Here is a 23,699-nt window from a genome sequence, read left to right as displayed (position 1 = left end):
TTCTTACTTTTAGTTATATCATAAATAGACTTAAGCCAATTAATTATAAGCAAAAAATACAATAAACCCCCGCCAGCATAGCCACAAGCGAGGGCTTAAAAATACCATTGAATTGTATTTCGGAAACAATACTCAACGGTGGGACTTATATATTAATCTTCATCAGTAGCTGGAATATATGTTAATTTATCAGCCTGGATCTCTTCTAAAGCAATCCCGACAAATTTAAAAGACTTTGGGTTCTCTAATTGATGTTTTTTTGTATCTTGAATTTGACGTGCACGTCTAGCTGAAAGTGTAACTAATGTATATTTAGAATTGATTTTTAATTGTAACTTATCAATCGATGGCTCTAACATCATGCTAAATCATCCTCCAATATTTTTTTATACTGCACAGCTACCCGCTCACGTTTACAATGTTCACTTCGAACTATTGATTGAACTTTCTGAACTGCCGTTTCTATTTTATCATTAACTACTACATAATCATAGGCATCCATCATTTCAATTTCTTCCCGAGCCGCCATTAGTCTATTTCTTACAAGATCTTCAGTCTCTGTACCTCGACTAACAATTCTATTTTTAAGTTCTTCTAGGCTCGGTGGAAACAAGAAGATGAACACACCCTCAGGAAAATTCTTCTTCACTTGGAGCGCTCCCTGGACTTCAATCTCCAAAAAAACATCTTTTCCTGCTTCCAGTGTCTCCTCCACATAGTCCCTCGGAGTACCATAATAATTCCCTACATATTCAGCATACTCCAGCAAGTTATTATTTAAAATCATTTTTTCAAACTCTTCCTTTGAACGATAAAAATAATCGGTACCTTCTCGTTCACCAGTTCTAATGGGGCGAGTGGTCATGGAGATCGAATATTTTAATCCTGTATCCTTTTCAAAGAGAGCTTTTCGGACCGTTCCTTTTCCCACCCCTGATGGTCCTGACAAAACAAATAAAATACCCTTCTCTTCAATCAATATTCATCCTCCTAGCTATTCATCAGAGATATCATCATGACTAATAACACGTTGTCCAACTGTCTCAGGTTGAACAGCAGATAACACGACATGATCACTATCCGTAATAATTACCGCTCTTGTGCGGCGACCGTATGTAGCATCTACTAATTTATTATTATCTCTAGCAACAGTAATAATTCGCTTAATTGGTGCTGATTCTGGAGAAACTATAGATATAATTCGATTAGCTGAAACAACATTTCCAAAACCTATATTGATTAGTCTTAAACTCAAAATTGGCTCCCCCTCTTGTACAGATCCTTGTCTGCACGTTTCTTAAATTCTATGTAAGAGAACAGTATTTCAGAAAAAACCGTTTTTCAAACATATTTACTACAATTAAAAGTACTCTATTTATTATAGTACAAGAAATGAGTAAACAAAAACATTTAATTATTCAACATTTTGAACCTGTTCTTTTATTTTCTCAATTTCACTCTTTAGTGTTACAACCCACTCACTTATTAACACATCATTGGACTTTGATCCAATCGTATTTGTTTCCCTATGCATTTCTTGTAGAATAAAATCTAATTTCCTTCCAATTGGACCTTTTTGGCTAATTGTTTTAAGAAATTGACTGATGTGACTATTCAGACGTGTAACCTCTTCTGTAACATCCCCTTTTTCTGCAAGCATAGCAACTTCTTGATTTAATTTAAACTTGTCACCAGTTAAATCCTCATTCAGATATTCTTCAATTCTAGCTTTTATTCGCTCTCGATATTCTATTATAACAATATCTCTACGTTCCCCCAACTGTTTTACTATATTTTGAATTATTTCAATTCGAGAGACCAGGTCTTTGACTAGTTCTTGTCCTTCTTTACTCCGCATTTCTGCTACTTGCTTGCTCGAACTTTCAACTGCAGAAAGAATCGCATCATACATGTAGTCATGTTCTTGTTCATTTTCTTGGATTGTGAATAGATCTTCAATTTTTGTCACCATTTCAATTGGAATATCCCCATTTAAATGATATTTTTCTTTAATCTCTTGCAAACTTGTTATGTATTGATCCATTAACTCCCAATTAACAATTAGCTTTCGTTGAATTAACCCTTCTCCTTCAATATTAACAAATATATCAACTCTACCTCTATGAAAAAAAGATTGAATAACCTTTTTCATTTGCTCTTCCATTACTAATAAGGAGCGAGGTATTTTTGTTGAAATATCTAAGAATCGGTGGTTGACAGTTCTAATTTCAACCGAAATATCAGTGTTATTGACATGAACTACATTTCTTCCGTATCCAGTCATACTATTTACCATTGAATCACATCCCAATTACATATTTCCTTGGCAACCCTATACCAATAATATCAAAAAATGGTAAAAGGACCTAATGATAATTCTGACAGATGACATAAATAAACCCTGTTAACTATAACAGGGTTTATTTTAAACTTATTTTTTTGTAAATCCAAACAACACAGTTGGAATTGAGCTAAGTGCTAGTACAAATATCCAATCTCTTAGTCCTAAGTCCATCGTATGGAAAATGTCTTGTAGTGGTTCAAAGTACAGTACGACCAACAATAAAAGTAAAGATGATATTACTGCAGCGACGAGGTAAAGGTTTTGAAATGGATTCCTTGCAAATACTGAACGTTCACTTCGGCAATCAAATACGTGAATGAGCTGGGTCATAACTAAGGTAGTGAAAGCAACTGTTTGCGCATACCTTAAGTGCTCTGGATTGCCTTGATAGGTTGTTATAAAGGCAATCAAAGTGACTATACCAATCATTATTCCTCTACTGATTATTTTAAACCCTAACCCCCTAGCAAATACTCCTTCTTTGGGGTTCCTTGGATTTCTTTTCATTACGTCATCTTCAGCTTGATCGAGTCCAAGTGCCATAGCAGGTAATCCGTCAGTCACCAAATTGACCCACAATATTTGGACTGGAACAAGAGGGAGTGGTAATCCAAGCAACATCGCGAATAACATAACTAGTATTTCACCAACATTCGATGCTAGTAAATACCTTATAAACTTTCGGATATTTTCATATATGTTTCTGCCTTCTTTAATCGCAGATTTAATAGTAGCAAAGTTATCATCTAGTAAAACTAAAGCAGATGCTTCTTTAGCAACATCCGTACCGCTATGTCCCATACTTATTCCAATGTCACTCGCTTTTATAGCTGGGGCATCATTGACACCGTCACCAGTCATCGCTACCACATGACCTCGGTTTTGAAATGCTTTTACAATCTTTAATTTGTGCTCTGGTGTCACCCTTGCAAAAACATATACATCTTCAATTATGTCGCTCAACTGTTCCTCTGTCATGTGACTAACCTGGTATCCTTCGAGTACTTTTCCATGGGTAGGAATCAAGTCAAGTTGCTTTGCAATCGCGTGTGCTGTTTTAGCGTGATCCCCTGTAATCATAACCGTTTTAATTCCTGCACTATGACACTCTTTAATCGCATCCTTTACTTCTCTCCTAGGTGGATCTATCATTCCACTAAGTCCAATAAAAGTAAGGTCTTTTTCTAAGGATAAATCATCAAGCTTCTGATTAGGTGAAATAGCTTTTACACAAATTGCAATTGTTCTTAGTGCTTTTTCAGCCATATTTTCAATCGCATGATTAATTTGATTTTGATCCTTCGCACGTAATGGTCTTCTGTTTCCATGATCTGAAATGTAATTCGCTCTTGGTAGTAGTACGTCGGGAGCACCCTTTGTAATTACAAAACGATTATTATCTTCATCCTCTACTACTACCGTCATCCTCTTCCTATCCGAATCAAACGGAATCTCATGGACAATACGAAATTTTTCAGTATCTTCAAGAGTAATATTCGCTTTTCTAGCAGCTACTAATAAAGCTCCTTCTGTTGGATCCCCATCAATGAGCCATTTTCCTTTCTTTTTGTTTAAAATAGCATGGTTACATAACGCTCCATAAAGCAGTAAACTATCTAAACTTGAATCCTCTGTCCCTGAATCTTTTTTAGAAAAAGAGCCTTTCGTATCATATCCCTCACCTGAAACATATACAGTTTCTTGATTTAAATAAATTTCTTTTACAGTCATTTGATTTTCTGTCATTGTGCCTGTTTTATCTGAGCAAATAACTGAGGCACTTCCTAACGTTTCCACCGCAGAGAGTTTTCTGACAATTGCTTTTTTCTTGATCATACGTTGAACACCAAGAGACAGGGCGACTGTTACGATAGCAGGTAATCCCTCAGGTATTGCGGCCACTGCTAGTGATACTCCAGCCAAGAACATGTCATACATTGGTTGTCCTTGATAGACTCCAACAAATACAACAAATGCTGTTAATACTAAAGCCACTAGTATAAGGATTTTACCAAGCTCAGCTAGTTTTCTTTCTAACGGTGTGACAACCTGTTCCGTTTTGACAAGCAAATCAGCAATTTGCCCCATTGCCGTCTTCATACCTGTCCCAACAACAATTCCAACTCCACTACCCCTAGTAGCTAGGGTACCCATAAATGCCATGTTTTTTTGATCAGCTGGTTCTAAATTATCCTGTTTAATTGGATAATCATGTTTCGCAATAGGAAGTGACTCCCCTGTAAGTGCTGACTCTTCCATCTCTAGGCTCTTAGATTTAGTGATACGAACATCAGCAGATGCCCGATCTCCGCTGGTAAGTTTAATTATGTCCCCTATCACTAAATCACTCGAGGGTATTTTAATCCATTTGCCATCTCGTAAGGTATTTGCCATTGGTGCTGATAACTCTTTTAACTTAGCCAATGACTTTTCAGCTTTTTGTTCCTGAAAAAAACCAATTAATCCATTTATTAATACGATAACCATAATGGCAACCGCATCAACATATTCACCAAGCAAGCCTGAAATGAGTGTTGCTGCAAGTAAAACAAGCACCATAAAATCTTGAAATTGCTTTAAAAATATAAGCAATAATGAAGTCTTCTTTCCATCGTCGAGTACATTTGCCCCGAATTTCTTTAAGCGACTTGCTGCGTCATTTGAAGATAATCCTTTATTATCATCTACACCCAGCTGCTGTTTTAATTCATCTGTATCTAATTTATACCATTTCACATAGCATACCTCCATGTACAAGTCAGTCACTTGTATATGTATTCAGGCTTGTCCAAAAAAATGCTATAATTATAATCTAGCTACATGGGCGAGCTAAAGGAAATACGATAAAATTGTATTCTATAGTAGTCTATAACTGTAAACTTCAACCTAGATAAAACTTTTACTTGTGATAGAAATGTATGTTACTATAATCAATCTTATTCATTTTACATAGCAAGCCCATTCTGCTTTAATTTGTAACGAGGTGATAAAATGGCGTTTGATGGAATAGTAACCCGAGCAATGACACATGAATTGAATAACGAACTAGTCTCTGGTCGATTGATAAAAATCTATCAACCAACAGAATCCGAATTAATACTAACGATAAGAAGCCAAGGGGAAAATAAGTCATTACTTTTATCTGCCCACCCTAGCTATGCACGCTTTCACCTAACAACTGATAGCTACCAAAATCCTAAAGAGCCATCTATGTTTTGTATGTTGTTAAGAAAGCACCTAGTAGGTGGGTTTATCGAGAATATAGAACAACATGAAAATGAGCGAATTATATTTATTCATACAAGAGGAACAAATGAGATCGGCGATGAAACAAAGAAGACCTTGATTATAGAAGTAATGGGTAAACATAGTAATATTCTTCTAATTGACAAAGAAAAAGGACATATTCTTGATAGCATTAAACATGTTCCACCAACTCAAAATAGATTTCGTACGATTATGCCTGGACAAGGGTATAAACTTCCGCCAGATCAAGGAAAAACAAATCCATTAACAGTTGATGAGGATACATTTATTAAGAAACTAGATTTTAATGCTGGACAACTTGATAAGCAATTAGTCGGTATATTTATGGGATTCTCTCCACTAATTGCAAAAGAAATAGTACACCGAGCTAACTTAGGGTCGTATGAAGTGTATAAAAAGGTTTTTTCCAATATCCAGTCAACTCTCTTAAACCACGACTATCAACCAGAGCTTATAAAAGGAGAAAAGCAAGACTTTTATGTTTTATCTCTTTCATCAGTTGCTGGTGATAAAGAAGGTTTTTCATCAATAAGCATGTTGTTGGACCAGTTTTACTCTGGCAAAGCGGAAAGAGATCGGGTAAAACAACAGGCAGGCGATTTGATAAGGTTTCTAAAAAACGAACGGGATAAGAACGTTCGCAAGATTAAAAAACTCAAACAGACTTTTACTAAAGCTGAAAAAGCTGAAAGCTACCAGCGTTTTGGTGAACTATTAACCGCTAATATGCATGTATTGAAGCTTGGAGATAAATCCGTATCTGTCATTGATTATTACGACCCTGAGCAAAACGAAATAACAATTGAATTAAATCCTAATAAATCACCTAGCGAGAATGCTCAATCCTATTTTAAAACCTATCAAAAACTAAAGAAGTCTAAACAAATGGTTGTTCAAGAGATTTCAAAAGCAGAAAGAGAAATCAACTATCTAGATGAATTAATCCAGCAAATAGACGGGGCGAGAGTACAGGATATAGAAGAAATTAGAGAAGAGCTAAGAGAAGAAGGATACCTCAAAGCAAAATCCAAGCAAAAGAAAAAAAATAAAAAACCAAGCAAACCTGAACCAGAACAGTTTTTTGCCAGTGACGGCACATTAATCCTAGTTGGTAAGAACAATAAGCAGAACGAATATTTAACGACACGTATAGCTGCTAGGGATGATATTTGGTTACACACAAAGGATATCCCTGGCTCACACGTTGTAATTAGGGATAGAAATCCAAGCGAGGAAACACTATTTGAAGCTGCTCAATTGGCAGCAAGCTTTAGTAAATCAAAACAATCTGCTTCAGTTCCAGTGGATTATACGTTAATTCGTCATGTCAAAAAACCTAACGGTGCAAAGCCCGGGTACGTAACCTACGATAATCAAAAAACTCTATTTGTAACACCAGAAATAGATACAGTAGAAAAGTTAAAAAGAAAAACAAAGTAATCTTTTGGAAGAATCAAGTAATTGGCTAAGCCAGTTTACTTGATTCTTTATTTACTTATCTATAATATTTTGAGCGTTAAGGTAAAAACTAACACTACTACCATAGTTTAGAAAGGGAAATTAATATGGACTTACTAGATACTTTTGAATTAAAAGGTTTAACTCTTAAAAATCGAATTGTTATGTCACCCATGTGTCAGTATTCAGTTAAAGCAAAAGATGGAATACCAAATGATTGGCATTTCATCCACTATACAAGTCGAGCAATAGGTGGTACTGGATTAATATTAATGGAAATGACAGATGTAGAACCAGACGGAAGAATTTCTGATTATGACTTAGGAATTTGGTCCGATGACCATATACCTGCCTTTAAAAAAATTATTGATAGTTGCCATAGTTATGGTGCAAAGGTAGGTATCCAAATTGCTCATGCCGGGAGAAAAGCAGAAGATGCAGAACAACCTGTTTCTAGTTCAGCCATTGCTTTTTCAGATAAGTATAAAACACCTCGAGAAATGACTACAGTGGAAGTTGAAAAACTAGTAACTAAATTTGAAATGGCCTTTGAACGGGCTATAAAAGCGGGTGTCGATACAATTGAACTACATGGTGCACATGGTTACTTAATTCACCAATTTCAGTCCCCACTAACTAATAAACGAACAGATAAGTACGGACAAGACAAAAGTCTTTTCGGTGTAGAGATCATAAAAGCAGCAAGAAAAGTTATACCAGAGGATATGCCCTTGATCATGAGAATTTCCGCCGTTGAATACGATCAAGATGGTTATGACTTAGATTATGCGATTGATATAGCAAAGCGCTACAAAGAAGCTGGCGTGGATATATTTGATGTTTCTTCTGGAGGAGAAAGCACAAATGGTCCATCTTCAACTGGCCTTGGATATCAAGTAAATTATGCTAAAGCACTCAAAGATGCACTTGGTGTTCCAACTATTGCTGTCGGTAGAATGGACGATGCAGATTTTAGTAATCAAGTCATTCATGATCAAAAAGCCGATCTAGTTGCTGTTGGAAGAGGTATGCTGAGAAATCCTTTTTGGGCAAATGAAGCCGCATTGACATTGGGAGGAAAACGACTCACACCAAGGCAACTTGATGCTGGTTATAGTATTTAAAAAAATGTGAACATAAGGTCTTTAAGCCTTATGTTCACATTTTTTCTCATTTTAAGAACATTTTAATTTTCTTCAAACCATTTTTAACATTCGGATATCTTAGTGGAATATCAAACTTTGTCGTTTGTTTCATAATACTTTTCTTGTGCGAGAATGTGTCAAAACCTGATTTCCCATGATATGATCCCATTCCACTAGAGCCTACACCACCAAATGGCAAGTGTGGAGAACTAAGATGATAGATTGTATCATTAATACATCCACCACCAAATGAAATGTTTTTTAAGACAGTTTCCTGAACATCATTGCTTTCAGAAAACAAGTATAGAGCTAGTGGTTTCGGCTGACTATTTACTTCGTTTATTACATCTGTTAGTTCTTCATAGTCAATGATAGGCAAAATTGGACCAAATATTTCATCTTCCATTATTTTGTCGGACCAGTTGATATCTATCAAAACAGTAGGCTCAATGACTAGGTTGTCTTTATCAACTTTTCCACCATACCATTGATTTTCAACATTTAATAAAGAGGTTAACCTGTCAAAATGTTTCTCACTGACAATGTGTGTGTAGTCATCGTTAGTAAGCGGGTGTTCCCCATATAATTCAATTATTGCATGCTGTAGTTCATTTAAAAATTGTTGCTTAACTTGACGATGGACATATAGGTAATCTGGAGCTACACATGTTTGGCCTGCATTGGTGAATTTACCCCATGCTATTCGTTTAGCAGCTAATTTTAGATGTGCGTCCTCATGGACAATAGTTGGACTTTTGCCTCCTAATTCCAATGTGACGGGGATGAGATTCTTAGCGGCTGCCTCCATTACAACCTTGCCAACTGCTATACTTCCAGTGAAAAATATGTAATCGAACGGCTCTGTTAATAACGCTTGGCTAGTTTCTACCCCACCTTCAACTACACATATATATTCCTCTGGAAAAGTTTCAGAGATGAGTTTTCTTAATACCCCTGAAGTCGTTGGCGTAAGCTCTGACGGCTTTAATACCACACAATTACCTGCTGCTATTGCACCAATGATAGGTGCAATAGCTAACTGGAACGGATAGTTCCACGGAGCGATAACTAAAGCCGATCCATATGGTTCGGAATAGATGAAACTCCTTGAACCGGTATGAGTTATCGGTGTCTTTACTTTTTTAGGCTTACTCCAATCATTAAGATGGCGCTTATTAAATTTGATTTCTTCATATAATATTCCAATTTCAGTTGTATAGGTATCAAAAGCAGATTTATTCAAATCAGCTTTCAGTGCTGACATTAATAGATCTTCATTTTTTTTAATTGCTTGTTTTAAATTCTCTAGTGCATCTATTCGAAACGATATAGATTTAGTCTTGGCAGTGTAAAAAAAATCTTTTTGCTTATTTAACATTCTGCTATAAGTACTCATTTTAACCCCATTCTTATATAGATTTAATGTAGAGACTGGGAAGTATTTAACTTTAAGTATAGCAGTAATAAAAAAATCATGTGAACCAAATGGATCCACATGATTGAAAAACCATATTTTTTTAAAGTTTGAGTTTGTTCATCAAGGTTTGTTGTTTTTAAGTTCGACGTACTTGATGTAAAAAACGTCGTAACTTTGTCGTGACTTACCCCCATCCTGTATAGGATGAGTGATCATCCATCGCTTCGGAAAAACACTCCCTTTCCATGGGGAACGCTTCAGCCTCCTCACGAGAAAAACCGCTCGTTGCGGGGTCTTCAGACTGTTCCTTTCCCATAGGAGTGTCGCATTTTTCCGAAGCTTTAAATAGCTTTTTGTTCAGATGAGAAAAACTCCAAGAAATTTTTTAATCATGAACATAAAACTATTTATCAATTAGAAAACTTTATTGGACAATTTTTTTTTTGGAATCTTCATGTATTTCTAATGCTAGTAGTGTTTGATAACTTCATTAAACCAAACAACAGCTATTTAATCTTATATAATGGTTGATTGGAGCGAAGGGCAGTCGACTCCTCGAAAATAAAGTTCAATTTTCTTCGTGCGATGCAATGCTGCCGAAGCCTTCCTTGTCCTGCGGGAAAAGCAAATGTTTTCGATGGGACGAGTAATCGCAGTCCCAACAGTTGAAAATCCCACAGGAAGTGATTTTCTTCCGAGGAAGTTGAAGCGTTGCCCGCGGAAAGCGGCTGCCCGGAGCGCAAATCAACATTTTAGTTACGACAAAGTTTATAGAAATTCTGTCAAATCAACAATATAACAGCCTAAAGTTTTGCAAATAAATTATCTCTCCACTCAAGCAAATCAGCTTCTTCATTGGTTGTTAATCTTTCTAAGCCAATTAATTCTTTAAGCAAAACATCAAAGTCAGTAATAGTGGTCACGCTAAGATTGTTATTCGTAAAGTTTTCATTTGCCTGCTTGATGCCATAGCTAAAAATAGCAAGAACACTAAGCACCTCAGCACCCACTTCACGCAAAGCTAAGGCAGAATTTATCGAAGAACCTCCAGTAGATATCAAATCTTCGATAATAATTACCTTCTGACCTTCGGTTACCTTACCTTCAATTTGATTTCCCTTACCATGTGCTTTTGGTTTATCTCTAACATACACCATAGGTAAGTTCAGCTTTTGAGCAACCCAGGCCGCATGTGGAATTCCAGCCGTTGCACAACCAGCAATTACATCAGGTTTATCTTCCATTACTTCAATAATTTCAACAAAAGCTGCGGCAATTCTGTCTCTAACTGCTGGATAGGAAAGGGATAAACGGTTATCACAATAGATTGGGGACTTAATTCCTGAAGTCCAAGTAAATGAACGATCAGGCTTTATCTGAATCGCTTCAATTTGATACAGATCTTTCGCTATTTGTTTACTCTTTGACATATCCCCACTCCTTTAATGCTTGTTGATAAGCTTTTTTTGGTTCTTTTGCTTGAGTGATACTTCTACCGATTACGATTGCATCTACACCGTTTTGTCTAGCGAATTCAGGTGTCGCGATACGTTTCTGATCATTATTAGACGAATCTGATAAACGAATACCAGGTGTAACCGTTAAGAAACCCAAATCGCAAGTCTCCTTTATTCTAGCTGCTTCATGCGCTGAACAAACAACCCCATCTGCTCCACTGCTGTTTGCTAACTTTGCAAGATGGCTAACCGTTGAATTAACTGTATCATTCACATGTAGTTCCTGTTGAAGTGTAACCTCATCCATTGAGGTTAGCAACGTAACAGCCAGCAGTAGTGGCGCTTGAGAATCTGATGCACCTTCAACAAGGCCCTCTTTGGCAGCCTGAATCATTTCACTACCACCTAATGAATGTACATTGACTACATCCACACCTAGTTTTGCTAGATTTTTCATTGCTTTATTCACTGTTGTTGGAATATCATGAAGTTTTAAATCCAGGAAAATCGGATGGTTGTTTTCTTTTAATCGTTCGATTACCGCGGGTCCTTCCCGGTAAAAAAGTTCCATTCCTACTTTAACGGGAACTCCTCGTAATTGGTGGGCGTCAATAAACGCGCTACTCTCCTTCCATGTTGGAAAATCAAGTGCGAGATAGATCGGTGTGTTCATTTTCATGCCCCTTTCCAATTGCGTCTTCAACAGATTCAAATCCATATTTGTTCAAAACCGATGGCAAAGCCTTAATTATTTCTGGACAAATCATTGGATTATTAAAGTTTGCCGTTCCAATTGCAACGGCATTTGCTCCTGCAAGCAGAAATTCTAAGACATCTTCAGCAGTCATTATTCCACCCATACCAATGATTGGAATAGAAACTTGCTGCCTTACCTCATAGATCATTCGCACAGCTATTGGTTTAATAGCTGGTCCAGATAATCCACCAGTTTTATTAGCAAGTAGAGGTCTTTTAGCTGATAAATTTATTTGCATACCAGTCAATGTGTTTATCATTGTTAAACCATCAGCACCGGCAGCTTCAACTGCTTTGGCCATTGCTCCGATATTCGACACATTAGGTGATAATTTCACGTAAACTGGTACATGACTTACTTCCTTCACTCGACGTGTTACTTCATTTGCAAGTTCTGGATCCATTCCGAACTGAATGCCGCCTTCTTTTACATTTGGACAGGATATATTCAATTCAATTGCTTTAACGGTTGATGTTCGGGCGAAAGCCTTTGTTACTTCTACATATTCTTCGACACTACTTCCAGCAACATTGGCGATAATCGGAACATCATAATTAGCTAAAAACGGCAATTCATTGTCAATAATCTTATCTACCCCTGGATTTTGCAGACCGATAGCATTTAACATTCCAGATGATGTTTCGGCGACTCTTGGAGTCTGGTTTCCATATCTTCCCTCTTTGGTTGCAGCCTTAATAATAATTGCACCTAACTGATTTAAATCAAATAGTTCACTGTACTCCCGACCAAATCCAAAACAACCAGAAGCAGGCATAATTGGATTTTTTAAACTTAGTCCAGGTAGAGTTGTTTGAAGGGACATTATAGTACCACCTCATTCACACGGAATACAGGTCCGTCCTTGCAGATTTTTTTAAATCCATTGGATTCATCGCAAGTTGGAACAACACAGGCGTAGCAAGCACCAATGCCGCATCCCATCCGTTGTTCAATCGAAACATATCCTTTGTGATTTTCTAACCTCTTAGATACCGCTTTTAGCATGCCGGTTGGTCCACATGAAAAAAAATAATCAAATTCAACGCTCTCTTTATCTAGTAAATCCGTAACATAACCTTTAAACCCATAACTTCCATCATCGGTTACAATGTGACAAGGTCCAAATTGCTCAAATTCAGATTGATAGAAAACATTTTCTTTTGTTTGAAAACCAAGTATAGAAGTAACCTCTACTCCTTTTTCCTGTAATTGTTTTGCAAGGTAGTAGAGCGGAGGCACACCAATGCCCCCTCCAATTAATAGTGCTTTAGTAATTGATAAACTCTTAATTGGATAACCCTTACCACATGGAACAAGAACATCGAGTTCTTCACCAACGATACACCGACTAAGTTGATCTGTACCTGATCCAATTACTTTAAAAATAATGGTTATCATTTGTTCGCCTTTGTTCACATCTGCAATTGATATCGGTCTTCTTAATAAATTAGAGTTACCGTCGCCAACATTAATATGGACAAATTGACCTGGTTCAGCTGAACTTACTATCGAAGTACCACAAATCTGCATTTCAATTGTATCTTTAGCGATTTGTTCCTTTTTAACTATCGTCATCATTTGTTTGTTTATCACAATACAACAGCCCTTTTTTCAACTACTGGTCTTGCTGTAAATGTGGTTGAATCGATGACGTTTAGGATGGCCTGGGCTGTATCTAAACTAGTTAAACAAGCAATTCCATGTTCTACAGCTTCTCGACGAATTCTGAAACCATCTGAGCGTGGTTGTTTTCCTGAAGTTAACGTGTTAATGACAAACTGTACTGATCCATTTTCAATAATTGATAAGACATTTTCACCCTCAGAACCAATTTTACCTACCTGTTTAACTGGTATTTGATATTCAGCTAGGTATAAAGCTGTACCTTTTGTTGCAAATAGATGGAAGCCAAGTTGGTGGAAACTTTTCGCAATCTCTGCCATCTCTTGTTTATCTTTATCTGCAACAGTTAGCAATACTGATCCCTCCATAGGGATTGCTATTCCTGAAGCAAGTAAACCTTTGTAGAGTGCCTTCTCCAACGTTTTATCACGACCAATTGCTTCTCCTGTTGACTTCATTTCAGGTCCTAGTATTGTATCGACACTACGCAATTTTTCAAAAGAAAAAACGGGCACTTTAACAGATACGTTGTCAGGTTCTGGTAACACACCATCTTGATAACCTAAGTCTTTCAGTGATTGACCAATAATACACCTAGTAGCAAGATTGGCCATTGTCACACCGGTAATCTTGCTTAAAAATGGAATGGTTCTACTTGCTCTTGGATTAACCTCTAAAACATACACTTCATCTTTATGGACTACAAACTGAATGTTTATTAATCCTTTTACTTGAAGTTTAGACGCGATTTTCAGTGTAATATCGACACATTTTTTCTTTACTTGCTGACTAATTCGCTGAGTAGGATAAACTGCAATTGAATCACCAGAGTGGACACCTGCTCGTTCAATATGCTCCATAATCCCTGGAATAATTGTTGTCTCTCCATCGCTGATTGCATCTACTTCCACTTCAATTCCAGTTAGGTACTTGTCTATTAACACTGGATGCTTATGCTCAATTTTCTTGGATTTCTTTAAATAATTAAAAAGTTCATCTTCATTGTAAACAATCTCCATTTGACTTCCGCCAATTACATAAGAAGGTCTAACTAAAACTGGATATCCAATCTGATTGGCAGCTTCGATTGCTTGATCTAAATGACGTACACTCTTGCCTTGTGGCTGTGATATATTTAATTCACTTAGTAATTTTTCAAACTTATCACGATCTTCAGCCTTATCCGTAGCTTCAAGCGATGTTCCAAGAATATTAACTCCTCTACGTTCCAATCCATCGGCTAGATTAATAGCTGTTTGTCCACCAAACTGAACAATTACTCCTAGTGGGTTTTCTAATTCCACAACATGCATCACATCTTCTAGCGTCAATGGTTCGAAGTATAGTTTATCAGACACACTAAAGTCCGTTGACACTGTTTCCGGATTATTGTTCATAATAATTGCTTCATATCCCGCTTCTTTTAAGGCAAGGACGGAGTGTACGGTGGCGTAATCAAACTCTATTCCCTGGCCAATACGGATTGGTCCTGAACCAAGAACAATCACCTTTTTACGATCAGAAGAAATCGACTCATTTTCTTCCTCATATGTGCTATAAAAATAAGGAGTTTCTGATTCAAACTCAGCTGCACACGTATCTACCATTTTATAAACTGGGCGGATTCCATTTTCTTTTCTAAGTTGATAAACTTCATCCACATTCATATTCCACAATCTTGCAACAGTTGTATCGGAAAAGCCCATTTTTTTAGCTTCTAATAGCCTTTCTAACGATCCATAGTTTGCTTGTAATACTAATTCCATATCTATAATATTCTTCAGTTTGGTTAGGAAAAATCGGTCAATTTTGGTTAATTCGAAAATATCTTCAATAGTAAACTCACGGCGAAAAGCTTCGGCCAAGATATAAATCCGCTCATCATCTGCTTTGATTAATCTAGCTTTTAATTCCTCTATAGAAGAATCAATTAAACTTTTTAACCAATAATCCTCTGAGCTGATATCTAATGAACGAATTCCTTTTAGAATAGACTCTTCGAAGTTTCTTCCAATTGCCATTACTTCACCAGTTGCTTTCATTTGGGTACCAAGTGTACGATTTCCAGTTGTAAATTTATCAAAAGGAAAACGTGGTAGCTTAGTTACAACGTAATCTAAAGCTGGCTCATAACATGCATAGGTTGTTCCTGTAATTGGATTGATAATCTCATCTAAAGTCATACCAACTGCAATTTTTGCTGCAATCTTTGCAATCGGATAACCTGTTGCCTTCGAAGCAAGCGCAGAAGATCGACTAACACGAGGATTTACCTCGATAATGTAGTATTGAAAACTATTGGGATCAATGGCTAGCTGTACGTTACAACCACCTTCTATTTTTAATGCCCGAATAATTTTAAGTGAAGCATTCCGTAATAATTGGTATTCTCTATCGCTTAGTGTCTGTGATGGAGCAGTAACGATAGAATCACCGGTATGGATACCAACAGGGTCAATATTTTCCATATTACAAACAACGATAGCTTGATCATTTTTGTCTCTCATAACTTCATACTCTATTTCTTTAAAGCCAGCTATATTTCTTTCAATTAGACATTGGTTTACAGGTGATAAAGACAATCCATTACGTGTGATTTCTCTTAATTCAACCTCACTATAACACATACCTCCACCTGTTCCTCCTAGCGTGTATGCTGGACGAACGATTAACGGGAACCCTATTTCATTAGCAAAGTCACAAGCCTGTTCTACAGTAGTCACAATCGCACTATCTGGTACAGGTTCATTTAATTCATTCATTAGATTTCTGAATTTTTCTCTATCTTCTGCCTGTTGAATGGCATCTAAAGAGGTACCTAACAACTCCGTATTATATTCTTCTAAAATACCAGTTGCTTCTAATTGTACTGCTAGATTTAGACCGGTTTGTCCACCAAGTGTTGGTAAGATAGCATCCGGTTGCTCCTTACGAATAATTTTAATTAAAAATTCAACGGTTAGAGGCTCCATGTAGACAGTATCTGCAATCGTATGGTCTGTCATAATAGTAGCTGGATTAGAGTTCGCAAGGATAACTGTATAGCCTTCTTCTTTCAGTGATTGACAGGCTTGGGTACCTGAATAATCAAATTCTGCTGCTTGCCCTATGACAATGGGACCTGAACCAATCACAAGAATCTTATCTATATCTTTACGCTTAGGCATGAAGTTTCCTCCTTGATGATAGATTTATTGTTTTTGACCTTTGTTAAAAAGTCATCAAATAAATGGTTTGTATCCTCTGGCCCCGGAGAGCTTTCAGGATGGTACTGAACAGAGAACGCTGGGAACAGCGAATGTTGTATTCCTTCAACTGTATTATCATTTAAAGCAATTTGTGTTAATTCGAGATTCGTATTTGTTAATGAGTCTAATCTGACAGCATAACTGTGATTCTGTGAAGTCATATAGGTTTTGTTCAACAGTAAATCTTTTACTGGATGATTCGATCCTCTATGACCAAACTTCATTTTTTCCGTATCTGCTCCACATGCTAAGGCAAGTAGCTGATGTCCTAGACAAATTCCAAAAACTGGAACCTTTTCTATGATACTAGTAATCATTTCAATTGCTTCAGGAACACTTTTGGGATTCCCTGGTCCATTGGTTAGCATGACACCATCTGGCTTTAACCGTAGAATATTTTCGGCACTATAATGGTACGGTACAACAGTGACATGGCAATTTCTTTTTGTTAGTTCTCGTAGTATTCCGTGCTTCATCCCGAAATCTACTAGAACTATTCTATGTCCACGACCAGGAACAACATAAGGTTTTACAGTCGAGACTTTTTGTACTTGATCTAGCATTATTGGAGTCTGTTCAATTGTAAGTACTGCCTCTTCTGGAGATTGTTCGACAGACGTGAACATCGCTTTCATTGTGCCGTGTTTCCTTATAATTTTCGTCAGTTTTCTCGTATCAATTCCTGCTATTCCAGGAATGTTATTTGCAGTTAAATAACTATCCAAGCTTTCTTCATTACGAAAATTAGATGGGTGATTACAGACTTCTTTGACAATCAATCCGTGAATTGAAGGAGTAATCGTTTCAAAATCATCTCTATTAATGCCATAGTTCCCAATTAGTGGATACGTCATTGTTACAATCTGTCCACAGTACGATGGGTCAGATAATATCTCTTGATAACCAGTCATCCCAGTATTAAAAACCACCTCACCAATACTAGCCTCTTTACTTCCAAATGCTGTTCCAATAAATGTCGTGCCATCCTCAAGTACGAGTTGTCGCTTTTCCATAGTTGGCCTCCTCAAAGACGATTTTTCCTGCAACGATTGTTTTAACAGGTAATCCTTCTACTTTCCATTCGTGGAATGGAGTGTTTTTTCCTTTTGAGTAAAAGTTGTGTTTATCTATCTTGTGTTTGGTGGTTAAGTCAATCACCGTTAAATCAGCAGCTGCACCTTGTTTTATTTCTCCAAAAGGCAAGTTGAACACTTTAGCTGGTTTAATTGTCATCCAATCAATAAGTTGTTTTAGTGTAATTTTACTTGTTTGAACCAGATAAGTATTTAATAAGGAAAAGGCTGTTTCAAATCCTACGATTCCAAAAGGAGCTAGTAACAATCCTTGTTGTTTCTCAGCTTCAGTATGTGGCGCATGGTCAGTAGCAATGAAATCAATGGTTCCATCTAGCAAACCTTCGATTAAAGCCTGCTGGTCTTCTCTCGATCGTAGAGGTGGATTCATTTTATAATTACTATCATTGTCTTTGATATCTTCTTCATTTAGTAGTAAATGATGAGGTGTAACCTCTGCTGTAACATGAATTCCGGCTCTTTTAGCATCTCGAATTACTCGAACAGATTCCTTGGTGCTAACATGACATACATGATAGTGGCAGCCTGTAGCTTCTGCTAGTAACACGTCTCTAGCAATTTGAACCGACTCACATATGGAAGGAATTCCTGGTACATTCAACTTTTCACTTGTTGCCCCGTAATGGAGTACTCCTTTATGAATGAGTGAGTTATCTTCACAATGTGCCACAATTGCCATATTTAGATTCGCTGCCTGTTGCATCGCTCGAAGCATCATATCAGCAGTTTGAATACCTACACCATCGTCAGTAAATGCGAATGCCCCGGCATTTTTCAACTCTTCCATATTAGTAAGATTTTCGCCTAACAGTCTTTCTGTTATAGAAGCGTATGGAATCACACGAATATGTGCTGTTTGTTTAATTTTGTTTAGAATTTCATTTAATGATTTTTCATTATCTGGTACCGGTCTTGTGTTAGGCATCGAGCAGACTGTAGTATATCCACCTCTTGCAGCGGCTTTGGTACCTGTTTCTATCGTCTCTTTAGCTTCTCCACCAGGTTCTCTTAAATGAACATGAACATCGATGAACCCAGGAGTTACTAAATTGCCATTACAATCAATCACTGTATCTTCCGTTCGGGATAATTTTTCTCCGATTTCTTCAATAAAACCTTCTTTAATAGCAATCTCACAAGGTATTAGTTTGTTATCTGCTGTTAACTGCACTGCGTTGATTAAAACCGTTCGCATGGCTTATCCCTCCATCTTGTAGTAATCGATACATAACTGCCATCCTTGCTGTGACACCATTAGTCATTTGCTTGAATATCCTTGAACGTTCACATTCGACAAGTGAATCGGCAATTTCTACTCCTCTATTAACTGGAGCTGGATGCATAATTATAGCATGGCGCTTCATTCGTTTTTCTCGCTCAATAGTTAGACCATAGCTTTGTAAGTACTGTTCATCAGTCATCAATGTTTGCCCTTGGTGTCGCTCATGTTGAATTCTTAGTAGCATGATAACATCGGCATGTTCAACAGCTTCATCTATTGTGATATAAGGAAATGGCATCGTCTCGTCCTGCCAATCTGTTTTAGAAGATAATGATACCTCCGCCCCAAGTGTAGTTAACGCATAGGCATTTGATCGTGCAACCCGACTATGTTTGATGTCACCTACAATCGCAACCTTAAGTCCCTTAAATTTTTGGAATTCTTGGTGGATTGTAATTAAATCTAGTAAGCATTGTGTAGGATGTTCACCTTTGCCATCCCCTGCATTAATGACTGGTATCGATAATTGCTCGGATAACTGCTGAACAATATTATCTTCAGGGTGTCTTACGACTAACAACGAGGCTCCAATTGACTCAAATGTTCTTGCTGTATCATAGATACTTTCACCTTTTTTCACACTAGAGTTATCCGTTGAAAAATCCAAAACTTCTATACCCAACTTTCTCTGTGCAACAGTAAAACTCATTTTCGTTCTTGTGCTAGGTTCAAAGAATAGATTTGCAGCAAACAGTTGCTTTTCGAAAGGCTTAATTTCTTTTTGATTAAATTCATCAGATAATTTAATAAGCTGTAAAATTTCATGCTCTGAAAGATTTTTCATCGATACAAAATGTTTCATACTGCTCCTCCTCATATTGAGGGACCGCTCTCTACCACATGTATCACATGTGGTTTTGAACAGTCCCTCATTTTAAACTACTCTACTTGAGTTTCATTTTCGGTGTCAGGATCTGCCTGGAACATATTTCCGTTTCCAAAACCTGATTCTTTCCCTGGTAATACCAAGTTTAGAAAAATACCGATTAATGTAGCTAGAGCCATTCCTGCTACCTGAACATCAACTCCAGCAACATTAATTTGCACTAATGCACCACCAATACCAATTACAAGAATTACAGAAGATATAATTAAATTGCGTTTATCCCCCAGGTCTAATTGATTATCTATTAACATTCGCAAACCACTAGAAGCAATAATACCGAATAAAAGAATCGATACACCACCCATTACTGCGGTTGGAATTGAAGCAATAACTGCTGTGATGATTCCAACAAAGCCAAACAGTATTGCAAAACAAGCTGCACCTGCAATAACAAACACACTAAATACTCTGGTAATGGCTAGAACACCAATGTTCTCACCGTACGTTGTGTTAGGTGGTCCACCGAGGAACGAAGCAATAATTGTTGCTACACCATCACCAAGAATTGAACGATGTAATCCTGGCTTTTTAACGAAATTTCGTCCAACGACCTTGGATAATACCATTTGGTCACCAATATGTTCTGCTATAGTAACCGCAGCAACAGGTACCATGATCAATGCAATTTCCCAGCTAATAATTTCAAGTGGAGAATAATGGACAAACGGTACAACGAAATCTGGTGCTATAAAAATTGCTCCAAAAAAGGCCCCAATGGAATCGGCAGAAATTATATCGTTCCATGCTGCTTGTACACCAGAAGTATCGACAACACCCTGGATCATTCCAAAGACATAACCACCAACAATACCTATTAAAATTGGAATTAGACCGAAGAAACCTTTAAAAAATAATGATGCTACTATTGTTATAGCTAAGGTAACTAAAGCTACTGTAAAGTGTTTACTGCTATATGCTCCATCAACATTCATTGCCATATCAACTGCTGTTGAGGCAAGACCAAGTCCAATAACTACAATTACGGGTCCTACTACTATTGGAGGAAGAACTTTCATTAGCCAATCTAAACCAAATGCTCCTATTAATAGGGCTAGCAGGCCATATACTAAACCGGCTAAAAAGCTACCAATCATGGCTCCAGGTACTCCGCTAGCAGCACTCGCAGCTATTACTGGTGCAATGAAAGCAAAACTTGAACCAAGATATGCAGGAATTTGTCCTCTTGTAATTAATAGATACGCTAGTGTACCTAAACCACTAGAGACAAGAGCAACTGCTGGTGATAAACCAGTTAAAAACGGAACTAAGATTGTAGCACCAAACATGGCGAATAAATGCTGTAAGCTTAATGTAATCCATTTGTGAATTTTAGGAACTTCGTGTACGTCCATTGCGATATTATTTTGATTCATATCCTTTTCCCCCTCATATTGATACCCTGTTATGCTTTTAAATTTATTTTTTCATTAAAAAAACCTCTTTGCAGGTCGCAAAGAGGCAAACGTGTTTTAGACACACGTATCGTTAGCCACCTTGCGAGTCTCTCTGGACTTGCTTAAAGGTTTACTATTCATTTTTCATATATACTAACTTGATCCTGCCCGTCAATCTCTCCAAGTTCTACTACAATAACTTCGTCTTGAGATGTCGGGATATTTTTCCCAATATAATCTGCTCTTACTGGTAATTCCCTATGACCCCGATCGACTAAAACTGCTAGTTGAATCTGTGACGGCCTTCCTTGATCAATGATTGCGTCCATTGCTGCTCTAACAGTTCTCCCAGTAAATAGTACATCATCAATCAAAATTAACGTCTTCCCTGTAATTTGATCACCTATTTTTGTTTCATTAATTTTTGGTTCCTGATCCTGTCCTACATGACTAAGATCATCTCTATAAAGTGTGATATCCAACTCGCCGAGCGGAACTTCCACACCTTCTATCTCAGCAATTTTTTCTCTCAATCGTTTTGCTATTGGTATGCCTCTTGTTTTAATTCCTACCAACGTCAATCCCTCAACGCCTTTATTTTTTTCAAGGATTTCATGAGCAATTCTTGTCAATGCTCTATTGATTGCTGATTGGTCTAGTACAGTTGCTTTCTTCTTCATTGCTCCACCCTCTCAAAAAAATAAGATTTCAAAAATAAAACCCCTCTTCTCCGTGTGGAAAAAAGGGGTTGGACATACCTGTACTACCTATGTCTACCGTTTCCTTTCCAGCCTCACGGGACTGTTTTAAAGGTCTTATTTAAGCTACGTTAATTATTCCAAAAAAATGAGCTTCTGTCAACTCATTTTCGACAACATTTTTAATATGTCTTGAAAATCCTCTGGTGGCTCTACACTGAATTCCATCCACTCTTTCGTCCTTGGATGCTCAAAACCTAATACCTCAGCGTGTAATGCTTGTCCTTCCACCTCTAATGTTTTTCTTGGACCATACTTAGGATCTCCTGCTAATGGAAAACCAATATATTTCATATGGACACGAATTTGATGCGTTCGACCAGTTTCAAGTACACATTTAACATGGGTAAAGGTTTCAAATCGTTGTAGAACTTCAAAATGCGTTACAGCATTCCTTCCACCGTCAATAACTGCCATTTTTTGTCTATCTTTAGGATCTCTACCGATTGGAGCATCAATTGTTCCATACTCATGTGTAATGTCCCCATGAACTATTGCTTGGTAGGATCTCTTTACCGTTTTATCCTTTAACTGGTTAACAAGTGATACGTGCGCTAAGTCATTTTTGGCAACCATTAATAAACCGCTTGTATCCTTATCAATTCGATGAACAATTCCAGGTCGAATAATTCCGTTAATGCCCGACAAATCAGTAATGTGATAAACTAGTGCATTAACAAGAGTTCCTGTACCGTGTCCTGCAGAAGGGTGAACAACCATCCCTTTAGGTTTATTCACGACAAGTACATCACTATCTTGATAAACAATCTCAAGTGGTATATTTTCCGGTTTAATGTCTAATTCTTCTGGTTCGGGTATTTCCCATTCAATTGTATCGCCCTGATGGCACTTATAATTACTTTTAATAGGCTCGCCATTTACAGTAACGTGATTATCCTTAATCCACAACTGCACTTGAGATCTTGATATTTCTGGATTTACTTCTGTTAAAACCTTATCAATCCGTAGTCCTTTTTCCTCTGGTTGTACTGTGTGACTAGCTGAAGTCATGCATTAGATCTTCCCTTCTTTTTTTCATCCATAAATGTAGCAATTAATACAAGAATAACACCCACTACTAGTGCCGAGTCAGCAATATTAAAAATTGGAAAATCATAGCTTCCAATGTAAACATCAAAAAAATCAACAACTTCTTTTCTGAAAACTCTATCAATAAAATTACCTATTGCTCCCCCTAGTAGTAACGCAAGGGACCATCCCATTAGTTTACTGTCTAAAGCAAATTTTTGAATATAATAGACGATAACAACAATCACAATTACAGTTACAATGTAAAAGAACCACATTTGTCCTTGTAAGATTCCCCAGGCTGCACCAGTATTGCGGTGTGAGGTTATGTAAAAAAGGTTATCTATGACCGGAATACTCTCTCTCAGCTCCATTGTTGTTACAATTATCCATTTTGTTAGTTGATCCAATCCTATCACCAAAGCTGCAATAACATAATAAAACACAATTCTTCCCCCGTTCTATTCTATCAACACACTATATAGCATTTTATCATAAAAGTCTTAAAAAAAGTAAATCCCATTATTAAATTCAACATAG

21 protein-coding genes are annotated in these 23,699 nt (G+C 37.1%); 3 read left to right on the top strand and 18 right to left on the bottom strand.

From position 1 onward, the window contains the following. Positions 1 to 152 precede the first annotated feature (152 nt). From rpoZ to GH741_RS05870, 5 genes are all read right to left on the bottom strand, one after another. Positions 153 to 362 (bottom strand): DNA-directed RNA polymerase subunit omega, encoded by a 210-nt coding sequence (rpoZ, locus tag GH741_RS05890; RefSeq protein WP_153735861.1) that lies wholly within the window; start codon positions 360 to 362, stop codon positions 153 to 155. Beyond that, the gene (gene gmk / locus GH741_RS05885; protein WP_153735860.1) at positions 359 to 979 is read right to left on the bottom strand and encodes a guanylate kinase; all 621 of its coding nucleotides are present in this window, start codon (positions 977 to 979) and stop codon (positions 359 to 361) included. Before gmk ends, rpoZ begins: the two co-directional genes overlap by 4 nt. 15 nt (positions 980 to 994) lie before the next feature. Beyond that, positions 995 to 1,255, bottom strand: coding sequence for an extracellular matrix/biofilm regulator RemA (gene remA / locus GH741_RS05880; protein ID WP_153735859.1), 261 nt, complete (start codon positions 1,253 to 1,255; stop codon positions 995 to 997). Positions 1,256 to 1,414: 159 nt separating this feature from the next. After that, entirely contained in the window at positions 1,415 to 2,296 is an 882-nt protein-coding gene (locus tag GH741_RS05875) for a YicC/YloC family endoribonuclease (RefSeq protein ID WP_153735858.1), read from the bottom strand. Positions 2,297 to 2,431: 135 nt separating this feature from the next. Next, a complete protein-coding gene (locus tag GH741_RS05870; protein WP_338079261.1) occupies positions 2,432 to 5,080 on the bottom strand; it encodes a calcium-translocating P-type ATPase, SERCA-type in 2,649 nt (882 codons plus the stop codon). Between the two features lie 255 nt (positions 5,081 to 5,335). On the opposite strand from GH741_RS05870, the gene GH741_RS05865 reads away from it, so the two are divergent. Further along, a complete protein-coding gene (locus GH741_RS05865) occupies positions 5,336 to 7,051 on the top strand; it encodes an Rqc2 family fibronectin-binding protein (RefSeq protein ID WP_153735856.1) in 1,716 nt (571 codons plus the stop codon). A 125-nt stretch (positions 7,052 to 7,176) separates the two neighbouring features. Further along, entirely contained in the window at positions 7,177 to 8,193 is a 1,017-nt protein-coding gene (locus GH741_RS05860; protein WP_153735855.1) for an NADH:flavin oxidoreductase/NADH oxidase, read from the top strand. A 46-nt stretch (positions 8,194 to 8,239) separates the two neighbouring features. On the opposite strand, the gene GH741_RS05855 is transcribed toward GH741_RS05860, so the two are convergent. Continuing rightward, positions 8,240 to 9,610: an aldehyde dehydrogenase gene (locus tag GH741_RS05855; RefSeq protein WP_153735854.1), complete on the bottom strand. Its 1,371-nt coding sequence runs from the start codon at positions 9,608 to 9,610 to the stop codon at positions 8,240 to 8,242. Positions 9,611 to 10,268: 658 nt separating this feature from the next. Between GH741_RS05855 and GH741_RS05850 the strand changes: the two genes are divergently transcribed. Further along, positions 10,269 to 10,430, top strand: coding sequence for a hypothetical protein (locus GH741_RS05850; RefSeq protein ID WP_170287572.1), 162 nt, complete (start codon positions 10,269 to 10,271; stop codon positions 10,428 to 10,430). Positions 10,431 to 10,434: 4 nt separating this feature from the next. Here the strand turns inward: GH741_RS05850 and pyrE are convergent, their stop codons facing one another. From pyrE to lspA, 12 genes are all read right to left on the bottom strand, one after another. Next, on the bottom strand, positions 10,435 to 11,061 hold the full coding sequence (gene pyrE / locus GH741_RS05845; RefSeq protein WP_153735852.1) for an orotate phosphoribosyltransferase: 627 nt from the start codon (positions 11,059 to 11,061) through the stop codon (positions 10,435 to 10,437). After that, a complete protein-coding gene (gene pyrF / locus GH741_RS05840; protein WP_153735851.1) occupies positions 11,048 to 11,761 on the bottom strand; it encodes an orotidine-5'-phosphate decarboxylase in 714 nt (237 codons plus the stop codon). Before pyrF ends, pyrE begins: the two co-directional genes overlap by 14 nt. Further along, on the bottom strand, positions 11,733 to 12,668 hold the full coding sequence (locus GH741_RS05835) for a dihydroorotate dehydrogenase (protein WP_153735850.1): 936 nt from the start codon (positions 12,666 to 12,668) through the stop codon (positions 11,733 to 11,735). The genes pyrF and GH741_RS05835 overlap by 29 nt, the downstream gene beginning before the upstream one ends. Continuing rightward, entirely contained in the window at positions 12,668 to 13,423 is a 756-nt protein-coding gene (locus tag GH741_RS05830; protein WP_153735969.1) for a dihydroorotate dehydrogenase electron transfer subunit, read from the bottom strand. Before GH741_RS05830 ends, GH741_RS05835 begins: the two co-directional genes overlap by 1 nt. Before the next feature lie 11 nt (positions 13,424 to 13,434). Further along, entirely contained in the window at positions 13,435 to 16,635 is a 3,201-nt protein-coding gene (gene carB, locus GH741_RS05825; protein WP_153735849.1) for a carbamoyl-phosphate synthase large subunit, read from the bottom strand. Then, positions 16,614 to 17,729 carry a carbamoyl phosphate synthase small subunit gene (locus GH741_RS05820; RefSeq protein WP_153735848.1) on the bottom strand — a complete coding sequence of 372 codons (1,116 nt, stop codon included), beginning with the start codon at positions 17,727 to 17,729 and terminating at the stop codon, positions 16,614 to 16,616. Before GH741_RS05820 ends, carB begins: the two co-directional genes overlap by 22 nt. Then, complete coding sequence (locus GH741_RS05815) at positions 17,704 to 19,005, bottom strand: dihydroorotase (protein ID WP_153735847.1); 1,302 nt, start codon at positions 19,003 to 19,005, stop codon at positions 17,704 to 17,706. Before GH741_RS05815 ends, GH741_RS05820 begins: the two co-directional genes overlap by 26 nt. Further along, the gene (locus GH741_RS05810) at positions 18,962 to 19,894 is read right to left on the bottom strand and encodes an aspartate carbamoyltransferase catalytic subunit (RefSeq protein WP_153735846.1); all 933 of its coding nucleotides are present in this window, start codon (positions 19,892 to 19,894) and stop codon (positions 18,962 to 18,964) included. Before GH741_RS05810 ends, GH741_RS05815 begins: the two co-directional genes overlap by 44 nt. Positions 19,895 to 19,971: 77 nt before the next feature. Next, entirely contained in the window at positions 19,972 to 21,351 is a 1,380-nt protein-coding gene (locus GH741_RS05805; RefSeq protein WP_153735845.1) for a solute carrier family 23 protein, read from the bottom strand. Positions 21,352 to 21,509: 158 nt separating this feature from the next. After that, positions 21,510 to 22,052 carry a bifunctional pyr operon transcriptional regulator/uracil phosphoribosyltransferase PyrR gene (pyrR, locus tag GH741_RS05800; RefSeq protein WP_153735844.1) on the bottom strand — a complete coding sequence of 181 codons (543 nt, stop codon included), beginning with the start codon at positions 22,050 to 22,052 and terminating at the stop codon, positions 21,510 to 21,512. 177 nt (positions 22,053 to 22,229) lie between these two features. Then, entirely contained in the window at positions 22,230 to 23,141 is a 912-nt protein-coding gene (locus GH741_RS05795; RefSeq protein ID WP_153735843.1) for an RluA family pseudouridine synthase, read from the bottom strand. Next, entirely contained in the window at positions 23,138 to 23,605 is a 468-nt protein-coding gene (gene lspA, locus GH741_RS05790; protein WP_420809388.1) for a signal peptidase II, read from the bottom strand. Before lspA ends, GH741_RS05795 begins: the two co-directional genes overlap by 4 nt. Positions 23,606 to 23,699 lie beyond the last annotated feature (94 nt).

Origin of the sequence: Aquibacillus halophilus (genome assembly GCF_009649745.1) — a bacterium.
Lineage (GTDB): Bacteria > Bacillota > Bacilli > Bacillales > Amphibacillaceae > Aquibacillus > Aquibacillus halophilus.
The sequence above is the reverse complement of the archived record's forward strand: the minus strand, read 5'-3'. Positions and strand labels throughout refer to the sequence as shown.